At 49.1% G+C, this 17,639-nt stretch carries 15 protein-coding genes; 7 read left to right on the top strand and 8 right to left on the bottom strand.

Going from position 1 to position 17,639, the window contains the following annotated elements:
* Nucleotides 1-156: 156 nt before the first annotated feature.
* Both SD10_RS13670 and SD10_RS13665 read left to right on the top strand, forming a co-directional pair.
* Complete coding sequence (locus SD10_RS13670; RefSeq protein WP_046574324.1) at nt 157-1,020, top strand: sugar phosphate isomerase/epimerase family protein; 864 nt, start codon at nt 157-159, stop codon at nt 1,018-1,020.
* A gap of 30 nt (nt 1,021-1,050) precedes the next feature.
* Nucleotides 1,051-2,394: a Gfo/Idh/MocA family protein gene (locus tag SD10_RS13665; RefSeq protein ID WP_046579505.1), complete on the top strand. Its 1,344-nt coding sequence runs from the start codon at nt 1,051-1,053 to the stop codon at nt 2,392-2,394.
* A gap of 152 nt (nt 2,395-2,546) precedes the next feature.
* Here SD10_RS13665 and SD10_RS13660 read toward each other — a convergent pair whose 3' ends face one another.
* From SD10_RS13660 to SD10_RS13650, 3 genes are all read right to left on the bottom strand, one after another.
* On the bottom strand, nt 2,547-2,732 hold the full coding sequence (locus SD10_RS13660; RefSeq protein ID WP_046574322.1) for a CsbD family protein: 186 nt from the start codon (nt 2,730-2,732) through the stop codon (nt 2,547-2,549).
* 290 nt (nt 2,733-3,022) lie between these two features.
* Nucleotides 3,023-3,925, bottom strand: a complete 903-nt coding sequence (locus SD10_RS13655; RefSeq protein WP_316933140.1) for a flavin-containing monooxygenase — start codon at nt 3,923-3,925, stop codon at nt 3,023-3,025.
* Nucleotides 3,926-4,130: 205 nt separating this feature from the next.
* Nucleotides 4,131-4,580: a DUF2147 domain-containing protein gene (locus tag SD10_RS13650; protein ID WP_046574321.1), complete on the bottom strand. Its 450-nt coding sequence runs from the start codon at nt 4,578-4,580 to the stop codon at nt 4,131-4,133.
* Nucleotides 4,581-4,829: 249 nt separating this feature from the next.
* Here SD10_RS13650 and SD10_RS13645 point away from each other — a divergent pair, with 249 nt between their 5' ends.
* Together SD10_RS13645 and SD10_RS13640 are read left to right on the top strand one after the other, a co-directional pair.
* The gene (locus SD10_RS13645; RefSeq protein WP_046574319.1) at nt 4,830-5,357 is read left to right on the top strand and encodes an acyl-CoA thioesterase; all 528 of its coding nucleotides are present in this window, start codon (nt 4,830-4,832) and stop codon (nt 5,355-5,357) included.
* A 77-nt stretch (nt 5,358-5,434) separates the two neighbouring features.
* A complete protein-coding gene (locus tag SD10_RS13640; RefSeq protein ID WP_046574318.1) occupies nt 5,435-6,706 on the top strand; it encodes a dicarboxylate/amino acid:cation symporter in 1,272 nt (423 codons plus the stop codon).
* A 2-nt stretch (nt 6,707-6,708) separates the two neighbouring features.
* Here SD10_RS13640 and SD10_RS13635 read toward each other — a convergent pair whose 3' ends face one another.
* The gene (locus SD10_RS13635) at nt 6,709-7,629 is read right to left on the bottom strand and encodes a bestrophin family protein (RefSeq protein ID WP_046574316.1); all 921 of its coding nucleotides are present in this window, start codon (nt 7,627-7,629) and stop codon (nt 6,709-6,711) included.
* A 195-nt stretch (nt 7,630-7,824) separates the two neighbouring features.
* Between SD10_RS13635 and SD10_RS13630 the strand changes: the two genes are divergently transcribed.
* The gene (locus SD10_RS13630) at nt 7,825-8,301 is read left to right on the top strand and encodes a hypothetical protein (RefSeq protein ID WP_046574314.1); all 477 of its coding nucleotides are present in this window, start codon (nt 7,825-7,827) and stop codon (nt 8,299-8,301) included.
* A gap of 193 nt (nt 8,302-8,494) precedes the next feature.
* Complete coding sequence (locus tag SD10_RS13625) at nt 8,495-10,627, top strand: M3 family metallopeptidase (protein WP_082111595.1); 2,133 nt, start codon at nt 8,495-8,497, stop codon at nt 10,625-10,627.
* A 66-nt stretch (nt 10,628-10,693) separates the two neighbouring features.
* Here the strand turns inward: SD10_RS13625 and SD10_RS13620 are convergent, their stop codons facing one another.
* From SD10_RS13620 to SD10_RS13610, 3 genes are all read right to left on the bottom strand, one after another.
* A complete protein-coding gene (locus SD10_RS13620) occupies nt 10,694-11,614 on the bottom strand; it encodes a helix-turn-helix domain-containing protein (protein WP_046574313.1) in 921 nt (306 codons plus the stop codon).
* Between the two features lie 98 nt (nt 11,615-11,712).
* Nucleotides 11,713-12,729, bottom strand: a complete 1,017-nt coding sequence (locus SD10_RS13615; RefSeq protein WP_046574311.1) for an aldo/keto reductase — start codon at nt 12,727-12,729, stop codon at nt 11,713-11,715.
* 162 nt (nt 12,730-12,891) lie between these two features.
* Complete coding sequence (locus SD10_RS13610; RefSeq protein ID WP_046574310.1) at nt 12,892-15,570, bottom strand: MGH1-like glycoside hydrolase domain-containing protein; 2,679 nt, start codon at nt 15,568-15,570, stop codon at nt 12,892-12,894.
* A 422-nt stretch (nt 15,571-15,992) separates the two neighbouring features.
* On the opposite strand from SD10_RS13610, the gene SD10_RS13605 reads away from it, so the two are divergent.
* The gene (locus SD10_RS13605) at nt 15,993-16,208 is read left to right on the top strand and encodes a VF530 family protein (RefSeq protein ID WP_046574309.1); all 216 of its coding nucleotides are present in this window, start codon (nt 15,993-15,995) and stop codon (nt 16,206-16,208) included.
* Nucleotides 16,209-16,376: 168 nt separating this feature from the next.
* Here SD10_RS13605 and SD10_RS13600 read toward each other — a convergent pair whose 3' ends face one another.
* The gene (locus SD10_RS13600; protein ID WP_046574308.1) at nt 16,377-17,609 is read right to left on the bottom strand and encodes a TlpA family protein disulfide reductase; all 1,233 of its coding nucleotides are present in this window, start codon (nt 17,607-17,609) and stop codon (nt 16,377-16,379) included.
* Nucleotides 17,610-17,639: the final 30 nt, after the last annotated feature.

Raw genomic sequence — 17,639 nt, 5'->3', positions numbered from 1 at the left:
CCCGTAAAGCTGTATCGAACCTGAATAAGGCGCTTCTCAGTCGTTGAATGGCTGCTCGAATCGTACTGCCATTGAGCCAAAATTCGATCCTGCCAGTAGAAAAAGGCTCATGCCGTTTTTTAAGACTACTAAACGTAGTGTTTCCCGTTAGTCAGCATGACCACAAGACGATCATTTTTAAGAAATACGGGCAGCTGTGTGGCCCTGGCTAGTATGACTCCGGCCATTGCATTGGCCAATACACCGGAAACGCGCAGCGCAGCCGGCGATGATTTGTTCAAGCTGGGGATGGCCGGGTTTAGTTTCGTTAACTTCAAGCTCGAGCCAGCGCTTGAGATGATGAAAAAAACGGACGTTCACTACCTATGCATCAAAGATTTCCACCTGCCCTATGCCAGCACCACCGACGAAATTGCGGCCTTTCATGAAAAACTGAAGCAGTCGGGGGTAACAGGCTACGCCGTGGGGCCGATTTACATGAAAACGAAGCAGGAAATCGATAACGGATTCGATTATGCAAAGCGCGTGGGTGTCAACCTGATTATCGGTATTCCCAATCCGGAGGATTTGCCCTATATCGACAAAAAAGTGAAGGAGTTCAATATGCGCTATGCGATTCACAACCACGGACCCGATATCAAATTGTTTCCCAGTGCCACATCGGTGTATACGGCGGTGAAGGATCTTGACCCGCGCATCGGGCTTTGTTTCGACATGGGACATGACAAGCGATACGGCGATGATCCGATTGCGGATCTGGAGAAATACGCCAAGCGAATTTTTGATATTCACCTGAAAAACGTAACCGCAGCTTCTAAAGAAGGTACGACTTGTGAGCTAGGGCGCGGGGTGATTGACATACCGGCCTTCGTGGCCATGCTGCGCAAAACCAAGTACGATGGCTGTTGCAGTCTGGAATATGAAAAAGACATGAAAGATCCGCTGGCGGGCATTGCCGAATCCGTCGGCTACTTCAAAGGTGTATGTGACGCCACAAAACAAGGCAAACGAAAAGCCTAATTGGCGAACTCTATTATTAACCTGAATACAATGGAAACCTCAAGAAGAGAATTTATCAAAACAGCGGCTTTAGGTACCGCAGGCCTGACCGTTGGCGGGCTGGCAAATGGGATGTCGGCTAAAAGCTACGCTAAAATTATTGGAGCAAACGAACGGCTGAATGTCGCCATTGCCGGACTTGGTCGGCGCCTACCGGCTTACTATGAGCCAATTTCCAAAAAAGAAAGCAACGTCGAGCTGGTATATCTGTGCGACGTAATGAAAAAACAGCGCGAGGCCGCGGTGCAAAAATTCTCCAAGCACATCACCTACACGCCCAAGCTGGAAAACGATATCCGGAAGGTGATTGCCGATAAGAATGTGGATGTGCTGATCAACGCGACCCCCGACCATTGGCATGCGCCGGGTACCTGGATGGCCGTGCTGGCGGGGAAACACGTGTACGTGGAAAAGCCCTGTAGCCATAATCCCCGCGAGGGCGAAATTCTGGTTGAGTTCCAGAAAAAATACGGCAAAATTATCCAGATGGGGAATCAGCAACGCTCTGCGCCGGAATCCATTGATATCATTGGCCAGATTCACAATGGTGTGATCGGAACGCCTTACAAAGCGGTGGCCTTTTATGCCAATGCCCGTGGTGAAGTTCCGGCTCCTAAAAAAGCACCGGCTCCCGACGGTCTCGACTGGGACTTGTTTCAGGGGCCAGCCCCCCGCGTACCATACACCCACGACACCTGGGATTACAACTGGCACTGGTACGGCTGGACATATGGCACCGCCGAAGCGGGTAACAATGCGACCCACGAACTGGATGTAGCTCGCTGGGCGCTGCAGGTAGAATTTCCTGAATACGTCACGGTGGAAGCCGCGAAACGGTCATTTCCAGAAGATGGCTGGGCTGTATATGATACAATGGACGCAACCTTCCGGTTTCCCGGCAATAAGATCATCAAATGGGATGGAAAAAGCCGTAACGGGCATAAAACCTACGGCAGCGACCGAGGCACCATCATTTACGGGAGCAATGGCACCGTTTATGTGGATCGCGACGGCTATACGCTCTTCAGCCGCGATGGCAAGGTAATTAAAACAAGTAAATCCAAAGGGTCTGAGTCGGGTACGGCGCTAGGGGGCGGTGGCGATATGACGACGCTCCACATGATGAATTTCTTCGACGCCGTTCGGGGCAAAGCCAAACAGAATTCAACGATTGAGGAAGGAGCCAGAAGTACGCTGCTCTGTCATTTAGCGAACATTGCTTACCGTACCAACAAATCTTTTGCGGTTGATTCTAAAAACGGCCACATCCGCGATGCCGATGCGATGAAACTCTGGACTCGCCAGTACGAAAAAGGCTGGGAGCCTGGAATTTAATGGGTTTTCGTCCCGAACAGCCGCTGACTGTTTACGAGCAGGCTATTAACGTGAGTCTTTTCCTCGAACAGCCAAAGGCTGTTTGGGACACCTAAATATGAAGAAAGCCGAAACCCTAGGGTTTCGGCTTTCTTCATTTCTGGATAGGCCGCTTATAAATCAGCGATTGCCTTATGAATTTCGTCTTTCGTTTTTCCTGTCTTCTGCTGAACCTTGCCCCACATTTCATCTTCCTGGCCTTCCGTATAGGTTAGGTCATCGTCGGTCAAATCGCCATAGGCTTGTTTGATTTTCCCTTTCAATTCGTTCCAGCCGCCTTTGATGGTTGTCTCGTTCATGATTGTAGTGTTTATAACGTTGAATGATCCGTAATCACTCTGATTACCTAAATAGAACTATGACGGGACGAAATTGTTTTCTAAAATGTGATTGGCAATCCGATTTGAGTCTATGCTCAGGTTATACAGCACACCGGTGGCTGGCGTTGTAAAACCCAGAAAATACAGTCCTTTCAGATTAGGCTCGCTAAACCAAAGTCCTTTGGGGAAACCTCGCTCATTTAGAACGGTAGCGGCTAGGTCGGTTCCAAGAACAGCTGCCAGCCCCGGTCGGTAGCCGGTTGCCAGAATTATGGCATCGAATGGAAGCTCCCGTCCATCGGTAAAGGTGACCGTTTTGGCATGAATGCGCTCAACCCCTGGAAGAACCGTAATTTTTCCGGCCTTAATTTGGTCGAGGGTGCCAATGTCGATGACCGGAATCTTGCCCCGTCGCGTATCGTAAGAGGGGGATGTGTTGGTTTGCCCAGGCCAAAAGCCGACACGTCGCCCACCGTTAGCCGCTGTGATAGTCTGGCCATGAAGTCATAAAACCAATTTGGGAACTTGCTCAAAAAAATGGCGGTAGGCTGCGTCGGGCGGCCAAGTGTTTCTCGCTTAACAATGTTAACCGGGCCCCTAACTGAAATAAAGGGGATTGATTCATTCTCCAGTAAATCGAGGGCCAGCTCGGCACCCGTGTTTCCCATGCCAACAATCAAGGTATTTTCGTAGCGAAAAGGCGCTCCATTTCGGTATTCATGGCTGTGCCAGATAATACCCCGAAAGTCGCGCTGACCGGGTAGTTCAGGTAAGTTGGGAATCCGGTTGTAGCCCGTGGCTACCACAACCGCATCGGCGGTGAAAAGGTCAGTTTCGGTTTGGACCTGCCAGCTTTCATCGGCTGAGTGGCGCCGAATGCCAATTACTTTTTGGTTAAAAAGGGGCTTTATGGCAAAGCGTTCCGCGTAACGTTCGAGGTAATCAACTACTTGAAGACGTGACACATAGGTTGGATAGTCGGATGGAAAAGGGAAATGGGGTAACGCGGAGTATTCTTTCACGGTGTGCAGGTGGAGCCGGTCGTAATGATTTCGCCAGGACAGGCCAATGTGGTCACTGGCTTCCAGCACCGTAACCGGCAACTTGCGTTGCGCTAACTGGCCCGCCATCGCCAGCCCAGCCGGTCCCGCACCAATGATGAGTGTCTGCATGGGGTATACGGTAGTTGGTATATGGTTAGTGGTTTACGGTTTGGGATTTACAGTTTACGGTTAGTGGTTGCGCATCCGTGGCCTGTGTCCTCACAAGCCACCTTCGCATCAGCAATCACTTCTCCCAAGAAGAGTGGCCCGTGAGGACACAGGCTACGGATGCGCAACCACTAACCGTAAATCAACTGCCGTATACCCATCAACGCTACTTAATCCGCGTCCATATCTGGGTTTTTCCAAACAGCGAGATGCCTACATAACCACGAACTTCCAGCGTATTGGGGTCTTTTAGGGTCATTTTGCAGTTGTATTCCTTGCCATCTTCCGGGTTGTAAATTTTTCCATCACTCCAGACATTGCCCCCGTCGTACTTAAAGTTATACATTAATGGCATATTCATTAATGGGCGTGATCGCTTCGACACATCAGCGTTTTTCTCGTCGGTTCTGGGCTTCCCGGTAGCTGGGTCGGTGGGCTGACCCAACCACACAAGTTTCCCGAAATAGGTGCCTCCCTGTTTATAGATTTGTACATGCCCTTTTTTAGTGCCATTTAACCAGGTCCCAACAACGGCTTCGGAGTCATCAGCGGGAGCAAAAGCAGTCAGCGTAATAAATAGCGAGAATACAGGCAGCAGAAAACGCATCCGTTTCATAAGGCAGTGATTGTAAGTAAACAGTGATTTTTTTGTACTAACGTAAATATGGCTGAAAATTGTCTGAACCGCCCGGCGGCCCTACCGGATTTTCGCAATTGAAATGATTTCTATGATTTTTGTTTAACATTGTTCAGAATCGTCTGCTGGCTCGTCGGTGTTAGTGAATACAATTCAAGAGCCCATGGACAGATAGCCGTTTCGAAAATCAGACAAATCACTAAAAGCAGACCAATCCTGGTTCAGAAAATGTTCAAACGTGACCCCAACCGTAGTTACCCAACCGAAACCGAATCGCGGGTAATTATTCGCTTTCAGGACTGTGATCCGTTGCAGCACCTCAATAATGCCAAGTATTTCGACTATTATTTCAACGCTCGGGAAGACCAGGTGGCTAAGCTATATGACTTTAATCCAGGACAGTTGTTTCAGGAACTGAAAACGAGCTGGGTCGTCTACCAGCATCAAATTGCCTATGTTCGGCCCGCGCGGGTGAGTGAGTGGGTACGGATCTTGTCGAGGCTTATTTATGTGAATGAAGATACGACTGTGACAGAGTACATTATGACCGACGATGGTAAAACCCACCTCAAAAACGTACTCTGGATGACGTCAAAATACATTAGCGTTGCCACCGGCAAACGCATTCCGCACCATGAACCGGTGAAGCAATTACTTGAAGCAATCCTTGTCCCGAACATCGATTTTCTAAACCTGAACTTCAATGATCGCATTCATGAGATAAAGCAGCAGGTGTTGAAATTGCACACGATATGAGCCCGAGGCAGGATTTATACTGGATATGACGCCCCAGCCCAGTATACATTTTCCATTTTCAGCGTATCTTTCACCCAATGAAACTTCTCAATAACCTCACCGTACGCGTTCTGATAGCCATAACGCTGGGTATTTTGACTGGCTATTTCTTTCCCGAAACAGCCGCTAAACTCAAACCACTGGGCGATATCTTCATCAATTTGATCAAGATGGTTATCGCACCCATTATTTTCCTAACCATTGTGTTGGGAATCAGTAACATGGGCGATCTCAAGAAGGTTGGCCGGGTAGGGGGAAAGGCGTTGCTTTATTTCGAAATCGTGACAACGGGCGCACTGGCCATTGGACTGGTACTGGCGAATCTGATTCGTCCCGGCGATGGGGTAGAAACGGCGGCCGTTAAAGGAGGAGACATCAGCAAATACACCGAACAGGGGGCGGGTATGGACTGGACTGAGTTCTTCATTCACATTGTGCCCAGTAACGCCATTAAGGCATTTGCCGAGGGTGAAATTCTGCAGGTGCTTGTTTTTTCGGTCCTTTTTGGTGTTGGCCTTACCCGTATGGGAGAAACGGGCAAACCGCTTATTCTTACTTTCGAGCGGTTGTCCAAGGTATTTTTTAATATTCTGAGTGTGGTGATGGTGCTGGCTCCCATTGGCGCTTTTGGCGGCATGGCCTTTACTATTGGCAAGTATGGCTTAAGCACATTGTTGCCGCTGGCCAAACTTATGGGAACGGTGTATGCGTCCATGTTCCTGTTTGTATTCGTTATACTGAATCTGATTCTTCGGTATTACAAAGTCAGTTTATGGACTGTACTGAAGTTCATTAAAGAAGAGTTGCTGATCGTGCTGGGTACTTCGTCGTCGGAGTCGGCCCTGCCCCAGATTATGGACAAGCTGGAAACGATGGGTTGCTCCCGGTCGGTGGTAGGGTTAGTGGTTCCGGCTGGCTATTCGTTTAACCTCGACGGCACAACCATTTACCTGGTGATGGCAACGGTATTTCTGGCACAGGTTTTTGGGGTTAACCTGAGCCTTGGGCAGGAACTGACCATCATCGGCATCCTGATGGTTACATCGAAAGGGGCCGCGGGCGTAACGGGTAGTGGTTTTATCGTGCTGGCCAGTACGCTGACTGCCATCAAAGTAATTCCAGTGGAGGGGCTGGCCTTACTGCTGGGTGTCGACCGATTTATGTCCGAAGCCCGTTCCATTACAAACATTATTGGCAATACGGTCGCCACCATCTTCATCGCCAACAACGAAGGTGAATTTGACCGGGCGAAATACGAACAAATTGTCAAACAGGAAGACCAGGCCCCATTAGCGGAATATAAGTATTGAACTCAGTTCACTTTCTGATACTCAACCTGTGCTGGCGGCACCGCTAACACCTCACCAGTCAGGGTTTCGTGCATGTTCCGGCGGATGGTCTGGGCGATTTGATTAAGGGGTAGGTCATTGCAATCGATCCCAAACGGTTCTTCTATCTCGTCGCCAATCATTTCCACACCCAGCAGCGCATAACCCGCAAATGTAATCGCTACAATGGTGAAATACTGATAGGTTTCAACCAGAACAAGTGGCATGAGCAGCAAGTAAAGGGTGATGAATAGTTTGATGAAAAAGCTGTAAGAGAAGGGAATCGGGGTGTTTTTGATCCGTTCGCAGGAACCCGTAATATCAAGCAGCGCCTGGTGATACGACCGCATGGTGATCATATCGCCCTCGCTGATAACGTGTTCGCGTTTCAGCGCCTGTAGACGGCGCATCAACAGGGCAGCCGTCCGGCTCGGCACATGTTTGGCTTGTAGTAGGGTTTCCCGATCACCTGCTTCCGTTTCTTCCAGTTCATCAACCGAGATACCGGTTCGTAAGTGCCCTTTCAGAATCAGGGCGAAATTAGCCAGCGTACGGGCGAAGAAAAGTCGGTTGGCACGATCGTCGTCCGGTAGAAGCGAATCCAGCAGCACCGCCATGTTGCGGCTGTAGTTGACCAGCATGCCCCATTGTCGGCGCCCTTCCCAAAATCGGTCGTAAGCCGTGTTGGTTCTGAACACAAGCAGCAAACTCAGGAGAATACCCAGCAGCGAAAAAAAGGTCCCGTCTATTGGTACCTCAATATCAATCCAATTCTGGTCAATCAGCGTAATCAATGAACCATAGGCGGCCACGAAAGCCACACGGCGAAGGAGCACCTGGATCACATAGCTGGTTTGAAAATGGCGTAGGGCACCCAGCCAATCTTTGGCGTTGTAGATAACCACAGGGAAAAATTTAGAAAGATGACTGGTTGGGTAAACAATCGGTAACCAAGATACAAATCACCACTTTAAGTTTTTTAATAAAATCCTATAATTTCCCTTTTTGGCCTACACTTTATATTTATTTAAAGAATAAATTAAACCATTTGGTGGCGTCTTGTTCAAACCGACAAATACAACCTGAAACAGTACACGACCATGAAAAAAGTATTGCTGACTGCCGCAACCCTCATTGCCTTACTCTCGACCGGTGCCATGGCGCAACGGTACGGGTATCCGTCGCCGAACACGAATTACCCCGCGCAACCGGGGTACAGCCAGCAACCCGGCTATGGCCAGCCGAATTACAACTACGACTATGACGACTATCAATTCGATAGGCACCTCGATTGGTGGGATCGTGAGTTGAATCTGAGCCGGCGGCAGGAGCGTGAAATTCGCCGGATTCGGGAGCGCTTTACGCAGCAGACGCAGAACATAAATAGTCGTGATCCCCGTCAGCGTGATTTCTTCCGGCAGGCGCGGCAACGTCAGTTTTTCGACATGATGGCCGTCCTCAACACCCAACAACGCGACCGGGTCATCGAACGCATGCGGCCTTATGAACGCATGGCAGGACGTGGGCGGGGTAACGGCGGCTACGGTAATGGTGGCTATGGAGATAGCCGCTATTGAGATAGCCGCGGAACAGATAATGGACCCTATGGCTATTGATTGAAGAAGGGAGAGTTGGAAACGGTCGGCCAGATTGGCCGGCCGTTTTTTGTGCTTTTCCACTCACCATAAACTACAACCGTTTGAGCAACATTGCGTTGCAAAATCTGTCGTTGTTTCTTATTTTAGGCGGAAACTCATTTCGTAAACCAGTATGTTAAACCATCAACGAATCAAGCAAACCAGCGTGTTGCTGGCTGTAGCCGCCACAGCGGCTTTGGCCCAGCCCTCGCCCCAACAACCCAAAATGACCCAAAATCCATTTCTTTCGTCGTACACAACACCGCACCAAACGGCGCCGTTCGACAAAATCAAAAATGCGGATTACCTGCCTGCCCTGAAAGACGGCCTGGCGCAGGGACGTAAAGATGTTGATGCCATTGTTGCCAATACCGCCACGCCAACGTTCGAAAACACCATCGTTGCGCTCGAACGCTCGGGTGATCTGCTGGGTAAAGTAACCTCCGTACTTTTCAATTTAAACAGTGCCGAAACAACGCCCGAACTTCAGAAAATTGTGAAAGAAGCATCGCCGTTGTTAAGTGAATACGGCAATGATATTACGCTGAATGAGAAGTTATTTGCCCGAGTGAAAGCGGTATATGACCAGCGTGCCAGCCTGAAGTTAGACCCCGAAAGTGCGATGCTGCTCGAAAAGTCGTACAAACGGTTTGCCCGGAATGGCGCTAACCTGAACGAAAAAGGAAAAGAACGGCTGCGGGCTATCGACAAGGAGCTGTCGCAACTATCGCTGCAATTTGGCGAAAATGTCCTGAATGAAACCAACGAGTACACGATGGTCGTGACGGATGAAAAGGACCTTGCTGGTTTACCTGATTTTGCCCGTGATGCTGCTAAAGCGACGGCTAAGCAGAAAGGTAAAGAAGGCTGGGTATTCACGTTGCAGGCACCAAGTTATGGGCCGTTTATGCAGTATGCCGATAACCGGGAACTGCGCAAAAAGCTGTTCATGGCCTACAACGGTCGCGGTTTCCACGGCGACAAAAACGATAACTCAGCCATTATCAACAAGATTGTCAACCTGCGCTATGAGCGGGCTAATCTGCTGGGCTATAAAACCCACGCCGATTTTGTGCTGGAAGAAAGCATGGCTGGCTCCAGAGATAAGGTGCAGAGTTTCCTCAATGAACTGGTGACCTATGCCCGCCCTGCCGCCGAACGCCAACTGGCCGAGCTGACGACTTATGCGAAAGCCCACGGGTTTACGGATGACAAACTTCAGACCTGGGATAACAGCTACTATGCCGAGAAGCTCAAGAAGGAGAAGTACGATCTTGATGACGAAACCCTGAAGCCGTATTTCAAACTCGAAAACGTGCTGAACGGTGTCTTTACTGTAGCCAACAAACTGTACGGCGTAACCTTTAAGGAACGCACGGATATTCCGGTGTATAATTCAGAGGTGAAAACCTTTGATGTGTTCGATAAAGATGGCAAGTTTCTGGCTGTTTTTTATGGCGATTATTTCCCACGGGCCGGTAAGCGGAGTGGTGCCTGGATGAATGACATTCAGGGTCAGAAAGTTGAGAATGGCGAGAATATTCGACCGCACATCATCAACGTCTGTAACTTCACCCGCCCTACGGATACCAAGCCTTCGTTATTGACTTTCTACGAAGTCACGACGCTTTTCCACGAATTCGGGCATGGGCTGCATGGCATGCTGGCCAACGGAAAGTACGAGAGTCTGAGCGGTACGAGTGTGCCCCGCGATTTCGTGGAGTTGCCTTCGCAGGTGATGGAAAACTGGTGCTATGACCCCGAAGCGCTGAAACTCTTCGCCAAGCATTACCAAACGGGTGAAGTGATTCCAAATGAACTGATCGAAAAAATTCGCGCCAGTCAGAATTTCATGGCGGGTATGGCCAATCTGCGTCAGTTACGCCTGGGTTTGGTCGATATGTATTATCACGGCCAGAAACCGACCGGTGAGACCATTTCTCAAGTTGAGAGCCGGGTCGATTCCGTCGCTAATCTGTTCCCGCATGTCGATGGAATCGCCGTTAGCCCGGCTTTCTCGCACATTTTTGCGGGTGGTTATTCGGCGGGGTATTATAGCTATAAATGGAGCGAAGTGCTTGATGCTGATGCCTTTGAGTTTTTCAAAGAAAAAGGCGGTCTGGACAATAAAGCGGCTGCCGACAGCTTCCGTAAAAACGTCTTGGAAAAAGGCGGTAGCGAAAAGCCGATGGAGCTCTATAAGAAATTCCGTGGGCGCGAGCCATCACCCAAAGCGATGCTACGCCGGAGCGGATTAATTCTGTAGTCAGTATGTGTCAATAAAAACGGGAAGCCTGGTCATTAGGCTTCCCGTTTTTGTTATTGGCTATCGTTAATTAAATGATTGCCTGAATTCGAGTGGAGATACGTTGGTCTTGCTCTTGAATAGCTTATTGAAGGATTGCGGGTATTCAAAACCGAGTTGGTAGGCAATTTCACTGACCGACAGCGAAGTAGTCGTCAAGATCTGTTTTGCTTTGTCAATCAACTTGTTATGAATATGCTGCTGCGCGCTTTGTCCCGTTAGCTTTCTTAATAGATCACTCAAATAAGTGGGCGACACATTCAGTTTATCCGCCAGGTACTGAACCGTCGGAAGGCCCAGTTCCTGCACCTGCTCGTGGTCAAAATAGTCGGATAAGATGCCTTCCAGCCTGGTCAGCAAATCATGGCTGGCGTTTTTTCTGGTAATGAACTGCCGGTTATAAAAGCGGTTAGCATAATTGAGTAACAGCTCAATTTGCGACACAATCACATCCTGGCTGTAGTGATCGATTGTGGAGCGGTATTCCTGTTCGATCTGTTCAATGAGCATCGTCATCATAGCCTCTTCTTTGTCCGAAAGGTGCAACGCTTCATTGACGGCGTAGCTGAAATAACCGTACTCTTTAATATTTTTAGCTAACGCATACGACTGGATAAAATCGGGATGGACAACCAGCCACCACCCGTTCATAGCCATATCCTCGGGCGTAACCGTTGAGATGACCTGTCCGGGTGAAAAAAAAGTCATGACGCCTTCATCGAAATCATAATAATTCTGCCCGTACTTTAACTTCCCGGTGAAGTTCTTTTTGATACAGACCGAATAGAAGTTGTAGATAACGCTCTTGATAGTTTCATCGAAATGGCATTTTATATCACTCATATCAATGACGCTCAGCAGCGGATGCTCCGGTTTTGGTAAGGCCAGTAGGCGATGCAAATCGGAAACTGAATTAATAACGTAGGGTTGAATCGGTTCTTTTCTCATTGAATGAAAGTAACGCGGATCGCACAGTCGCAGTAATAGCTGGCATGTTTACCCAGCACTCAGCCAGGCGGACCAGAGGTCCATGTTACGTAACCAGTTTATTGGTCAATTGATTGCATACCTGATGCGTCATATCGTTCGCCCGTCGATGTTCCCAGGGGAACAATGGCTTCCAGTTGGTCCAGCTCTTCGGATGTTAAGCTGATATTGGCTGCTGCGATGTTTTGTTCTACGTACTTGACCCGTTTTGTGCCGGGAATTGGCAGATGGCCTTTGGCAATCACCCAGGCGATGGCTAACTGAGAAGTAGTCACCCGTTTTTCGGTAGCTAACCGGGTCAATTCGTTGACTAACTCAATATTCTTGTAAAAGAATTCGCCCTGAAAGCGGGGAATGCCCCGTCTGAAATCATTCGCCGGGAAATCGTCCGGACTTTTAATCCTATTTTCGCCCGAAATAAAGCCTCGTCCTAGCGGTGAATAAGCAACAAAACCGATACCCAGTTCCTGAAGTGTATCCAGAATCCCGGCCTCTTCAACACTTCGTTCAAACAGCGAGTACTCGGTTTGAATAGCCGATAACGGATGAACCTGGTGTGCTTTCCGTATGGTGGCCGAAGAAACTTCGGAAAGCCCTATGTAGCCTACTTTTCCCTCTTTCACCAGGTCGGCCATAGCCCCAACGGTGTCTTCAATGGGCGTGTTTGGGTCCAGACGGTGCAGGTAATACAGGTCGATGTAGTCGGTGCCCAGGTTTCTGAGCGAGCGGTCAACAGCTTTTTTTACATAGTCGGGTTTGCCATTGTACTGCCAGGTGAGTTGTTCGTTATCGTCAATCTCGAAACCAAACTTTGTGGCAATAATGTACTTGTCCCGGTTTCCTCTGATGGCTTTAGCGATTAACCGTTCGTTTTGCAGTGGGCCATATAAATCGGCTGTATCGAGGAAGTTGCCGCCTAATTCCAGCGATCGGTGAATGGTGGCGATGGATTCCGTTTCATCGGCTTTGCCGTACACATCGTTACCGGCGATCTGCGTCATACCCATACACCCTAACCCAATGGCGGGCACCACGAGTCCCTGAGAGCCTAAATTCGTTTTTTGAAGCGTGTTCATACCTTGTCTTTCTGTTTTTATTTTCTGGAACAAAGGTCAGGGAGGCCAGAACCGAAACAGTAGCCAAACTACGTATTGTTGTATCCAGATTTAGGTCGTATAGGGGTATGAACTGAAGACCCTAGTAAACAAAAAGCCGGACTCGACGTCCGGCTTTCTGCGTTATTTATCGGCCACCACGGCCAGCTCATGCGGTTGAGTCTGGTATTTGTAGAGGTACTCGATCAGGTCAGCCACCAGCCCTGTCCAGCCGGTTTGGTGGTTAGCGCCTAATCCCATACCATTGTCGCCGTTGAAGTACTCATAGAAGAGATACAGGCCCTGAAAGTTCGGGTCGTCCTGCATCTTTTTATCGGCACCGAAGGCCGCTACCCGACCTGATTCGTCACGTCGGAAGATGTTGAGCAGCCGCTCGATGACCAGCAGTGTCGCCTGCTTCACACTCATTACGTGTCCCGAATTCGTGGGGTACTCGATTTCGAAATCATCCCCGTAATACTGATAAAACTTCAGCAGGGAGTCGATAAGCAGGAAATTGACCGGGAACCAGATCGGGCCGCGCCAGTTTGAATTTCCACCAAACATGCTCATTTCCGACTCGGCCGCTACATAACGCACCTGAAAAATTTCGCTGTTCAGCTCAAACTGGTACGGCATTTTTTCGTGGTATTTCGACAACGCCCGAATACCGTAATCGGACAGAAATTCGGTTTCATCGAACATCCGTTTCAGGATCATCTTCATCCGGTGTCCCCGTAGCAGGCTTAGCAGGTGCGTTTCGCCCTTACCCGGTTCGTGCCAGCGCGACACCAGCGAGGCCAGATCGGGGCGGTTCGTGAGCACCCATTCAACCCGGCGTTTGAAATCAGGTAGTTGCGACAGCAATGATTCATCCAGAATTTCGACCGCGAACAAGGGAATTAAACCCACCATCGACCGGATTTTCAGCAGGCGGGCATTATGATCAGGCATGTGGAGCACGTCATAATAGAACTGATCAACTTCGTCCCATAAGCTGATATTCTGTTTGCCCAGATTGTTCATGGCTGAGGCAATGTGCAGGAAGTGCTCGAAAAACTTACTGGCCATGTCCTGGTAGGAGGGGCGGGTAAGGGAAATTTCACACGCAATCCGCAGCATGTTCAGGGTATACATGGCCATCCATCCAGTCCCATCGGCCTGTTCTATGCGTCCGCCCATAGGCAGGGGCTGGCTCCGGTCAAATACCCCAATGTTATCCAAACCCAGGAAGCCACCGCCAAAAATATTGTTGCCCGATACGTCTTTCCGGTTGACCCACCAGGTAAAGTTTAGCAGCAGCTTATGAAATACCCGCTCCAGGAAGTTTACGTCGCCGACACCGTTATGTTCTTTATCAATCTCATAGACCTTCCAGGTCGCCCAGGCGTGAACCGGTGGGTTGACATCGCTGAAATTCCACTCATAAGCCGGAATCTGGCCATTCGGATGCATGTAATACTCGCGCAGAATAACGGCCAGTTGCCGCTTGGCAAAGTGAGGGTCAAGGCGGGCCAGCGTCAGGGTATGGAAGGCCAGATCCCAGGCCGCAAACCAGGGATACTCCCATTTGTCGGGCATGGACAGGATATTGGCTGTGTACATATGCCGCCAATTTTCATTTCGCGCGTAGACGCGCCCCTGAAACGGAACGGGCATTTTTGGGTCACCCTTCAGCCACTCATTTACGTTGTAATAGTAGAACTGCTTGCTCCAGAGCATGCCCGCGTAGGCTTGCCGCTGAATAGCCAGCAATTCGGGGTCGGTGACGTTCTTTTGTAAGTCGGCGTAAAAGGCATTCGCTTCATCGACCCGTTTGTTCCAGATGTCGTTGAAGTCAGCGAATGGCTGCGTAAGTGTTGTCTGATCGCTGAACCGCAACCGGATACTTATGCTCTCGCCAGCGGGTACGTTGCGGGTGTATTGGGCCGAGGCTTTAGTACCAATCTGGTTGGGATTAATAAATGATTTTTTGCCACCCGATACAACATAGTTGTTAATGCCATCTTTGGTGTATTTCGACACATTTGGTCGCCCATACAACCGCTCGGAATTGGTATCGTTGTCGCAGAATAGTAAGGCGTCGGCCTCTTCGCAGTAGAGTTTATATTTACCCAACTGCTTGTGATTCACTTCAATCTGATTATTGGCAATGCCATGCAACATAGGTCGCGCATTGTATTGCTCATAGCCCCACGACCAGGTATTGCGAAACCAGATGGTCGGCAGCAGCGTGAGTGGAGCCTCTCCGGCTGAACGGTTGTATGCCGTAATTTTCACCAGCCAGTCGTTCTGCGTATCTTTTGCATATTCGATGAATATGTCAAAATATTCATCCTGATCAAAAATGCCGGTATCTGTAAGTTCAAACTCAGGTTCCTGCCGCCCTCTTCGTGTCGATTCAATGACCAGACGATTGTAGGGGAACTCCTGCTGTGGATACTTATACAGCATTTTCATGTACGAGTGCGTGGGTGTGCTATCTAAATAATAGTACAGTTCCTTCACGTCTTCGCCATGATTGCCTTCGGGGCCGTTCAAACCAAAAAGCCGCTCTTTAAGGATATTATCTTTGTGGTTCCAGAATGCCAGCGCAAAGCAAATATGCCCTTTGTTGTCGGAAATGCCACCAATGCCCTCTTCGCCCCAACGGTAAGCGCGGGAGCGGGCCATGTCATGGCTGACGAAGTTCCAGGCATCCCCGTACGGGCTATAATCTTCCCGGACAGTTCCCCAGGCACGATCGGAAAGATAAGGCCCCCATTTCTTCCAGCCTTTATTATCGGCTCGTTCGTAGATACGTTCGCGTTCAGCAGTAGGCATATGAGTCAGTAAATATCAACTTCTACGGTGAGTGTTGTGAGTAGTGCGTGCTCAAAGCTGTCAAAGATAGTATGCACGCTGAGTATTCTTAAGAAAATCTTTTGGCTTTAGTCTTTTTCGTAAGACAAATCTTTTGCCAAATTATATAGAAACAACTAAAAACTTCGGTCAATGTTATGGCGATGTTAAATAAGATGTAACCAGGTAAAAAGACGTGTCAGGTATTAGTCATTTAGACGTCCTTTTTTTTTAATATGTCACAGAGACGGTAACTGAAAGTGCTTGTATCATTAGGTTGAAGGGCTCATTGTCAGGCTATTGCTTAATGAATGCAAGATGGATTTTTTGAGTTAGCTCCCCAATTTTAAGAACAAAGGTGAATTGAAAATACAGGTAATCCGCATTATTCCGTTTTTTGCATCATGAATGCACAGCCCAATAATCCGCTGCACGGCAAAACACTTGAAAGAATACTAACCGAGTTGGTGGCTCATTATGGATGGGCGACCTTGGGGCAGAAGATCAGGATCAACTGTTTTATGAATAACCCCAGCATCAAATCGAGCCTGACGTTCCTGCGCAAAACAGACTGGGCACGAAAACAAGTGGAGGAACTCTATTTGCAGTTATACTCATAGAACGTTATCGGTCCGGCAAAGTCAGAGAATTACTTTCAGTATCTCTACGTCCTGTGTTTGAGTGATTCATCCGTGCCTGGGTGATTCTCCCGTGTCTGTGTCCTTACAGACACGGGAGATCCGATCAAACACAGGGCCGGTATAAATTAACATCAACGCCACGTCTAGCTATTCGGCAATCAATTTAAGAATGTCCTCCAGGATGGCATCAGTCTGGCTGGGGCGTTTAGCATTGGCATCAATGATCTGCCCATTTTTGTTGATCAGGATGTAGCGCGGGATACTCTGAATACCAAAATACTGCACGGTGCGCGACTTCCAGCCGCCTTTTGACAAACCCTGTTCGCCAGACAACTGGAGGCTATTCAAGGCCTTTTTCCACACGTCTTCGGTGTCGTCGATAGATAGGTAAAGAAACACGGTCTGCTCTTTTTGCTTCTTGGTCAGGCGTTCCTGAAGTTGCTTGGAAAACGGAAATTCGGCCCGGCAGGGACCACACCAGCTCGCCCACACGTCAAGGTAAACGACTTTCCCTTTAAACGCATCGAGTGCAACTAATTCCCCTTTCTCATTCGTAAAAGAGAACGCATTGGGATCGATCGCTTTCTTCTTGGATGCTGCCGCGACCGGCTCGTCCTTACGGGCCATCACCTCACCGCAACGAGCTTTCACCGCAGCAATATAACCCGCAGCGTTTGGGGTTTTACTGAGCATATCGAATACAGTCCGAACAGACGACGGGGGGACTCTATCACAGTTTTCGACCAGCACCCGCGCCAGCGCATACTGGTAAACGTTCGCCGTCAGGTGCTGGCGGGCAAACGTAGCTTTGTCGGTCAGGCTGGTCTGAATATCCGTCGGAGTATATTTTGCGAAATTGCGGGCTTTTGAATTGAAATACGTGACGTAGAAAAATAGAAAATTCTGATACGGTTCGGCCGGAAGCGCCGTTTCATCGTTCACAGAGAGGGTGGCTAAATCGTCGACCATGACCGATGGCAGCGACATCACATTCGGCTGGGCGGTTTGGCTATCACCCCGAAGTATGGGATAGGCCAACAGCAAATGCCAGTAGTTCCAACGGATACAGGCGTTAATGTATTGCTGAAATGGTTTCGAAAACTGATCAGCCTGAGGATAACTTTTATAGAACGTAGACTGGGCTTTACGAGCGTCGAAAAGGCTCATTTCCCATGCGTCCAGACCAGTGGTCTTGAGTTTGGCGTATTGGCTGGTTGCGTCAAAATCAGGTTTAAATTTTGTATTGAACTCCGCCAGAAAGGCTTTTTCGGACGCTGTCGTAACCAATGCTTCGGGTTTGGTACCCTGGTAAATGGACTGGGAAAATCCCGGTCCAACGCTTATCAGCCACAGGAGTAGGGTAAAGTGAAATACCTTCATAAATAGTTAGCGGAGGGTGAAACGGTAGGG

The sequence above is a fragment of the Spirosoma radiotolerans genome (assembly GCF_000974425.1).
Taxonomy (GTDB): domain Bacteria; phylum Bacteroidota; class Bacteroidia; order Cytophagales; family Spirosomataceae; genus Spirosoma; species Spirosoma radiotolerans.
Note: the sequence above shows the minus strand (reverse complement) of the source record. Positions and strands in the feature narration are given on the sequence as shown.

Bases quoted from the DNA above. Each gene is read 5' to 3' on its own strand.
- SD10_RS13670 (WP_046574324.1), top strand. From the start codon at position 157: ATGACCACAAGACGATCATTTTTAAGAAATACGGGCAGCTGTGTGGCC.
- SD10_RS13655 (WP_316933140.1), bottom strand. From the start codon at position 3,925: ATGCAGACACTCATCATTGGTGCGGGACCGGCTGGGCTGGCGATGGCG.
- SD10_RS13610 (WP_046574310.1), bottom strand. From the start codon at position 15,570: ATGCCTACTGCTGAACGCGAACGTATCTACGAACGAGCCGATAATAAA.
- SD10_RS13645 (WP_046574319.1), top strand. From the start codon at position 4,830: ATGTTCAAACGTGACCCCAACCGTAGTTACCCAACCGAAACCGAATCG.
- SD10_RS13640 (WP_046574318.1), top strand. From the start codon at position 5,435: ATGAAACTTCTCAATAACCTCACCGTACGCGTTCTGATAGCCATAACG.
- SD10_RS13625 (WP_082111595.1), top strand. From the start codon at position 8,495: ATGTTAAACCATCAACGAATCAAGCAAACCAGCGTGTTGCTGGCTGTA.
- SD10_RS13615 (WP_046574311.1), bottom strand. From the start codon at position 12,729: ATGAACACGCTTCAAAAAACGAATTTAGGCTCTCAGGGACTCGTGGTG.
- SD10_RS13665 (WP_046579505.1), top strand. From the start codon at position 1,051: ATGGAAACCTCAAGAAGAGAATTTATCAAAACAGCGGCTTTAGGTACC.
- SD10_RS13605 (WP_046574309.1), top strand. From the start codon at position 15,993: ATGAATGCACAGCCCAATAATCCGCTGCACGGCAAAACACTTGAAAGA.
- SD10_RS13660 (WP_046574322.1), bottom strand. From the start codon at position 2,732: ATGAACGAGACAACCATCAAAGGCGGCTGGAACGAATTGAAAGGGAAA.
- SD10_RS13620 (WP_046574313.1), bottom strand. From the start codon at position 11,614: ATGAGAAAAGAACCGATTCAACCCTACGTTATTAATTCAGTTTCCGAT.
- SD10_RS13600 (WP_046574308.1), bottom strand. From the start codon at position 17,609: ATGAAGGTATTTCACTTTACCCTACTCCTGTGGCTGATAAGCGTTGGA.
- SD10_RS13630 (WP_046574314.1), top strand. From the start codon at position 7,825: ATGAAAAAAGTATTGCTGACTGCCGCAACCCTCATTGCCTTACTCTCG.
- SD10_RS13650 (WP_046574321.1), bottom strand. From the start codon at position 4,580: ATGAAACGGATGCGTTTTCTGCTGCCTGTATTCTCGCTATTTATTACG.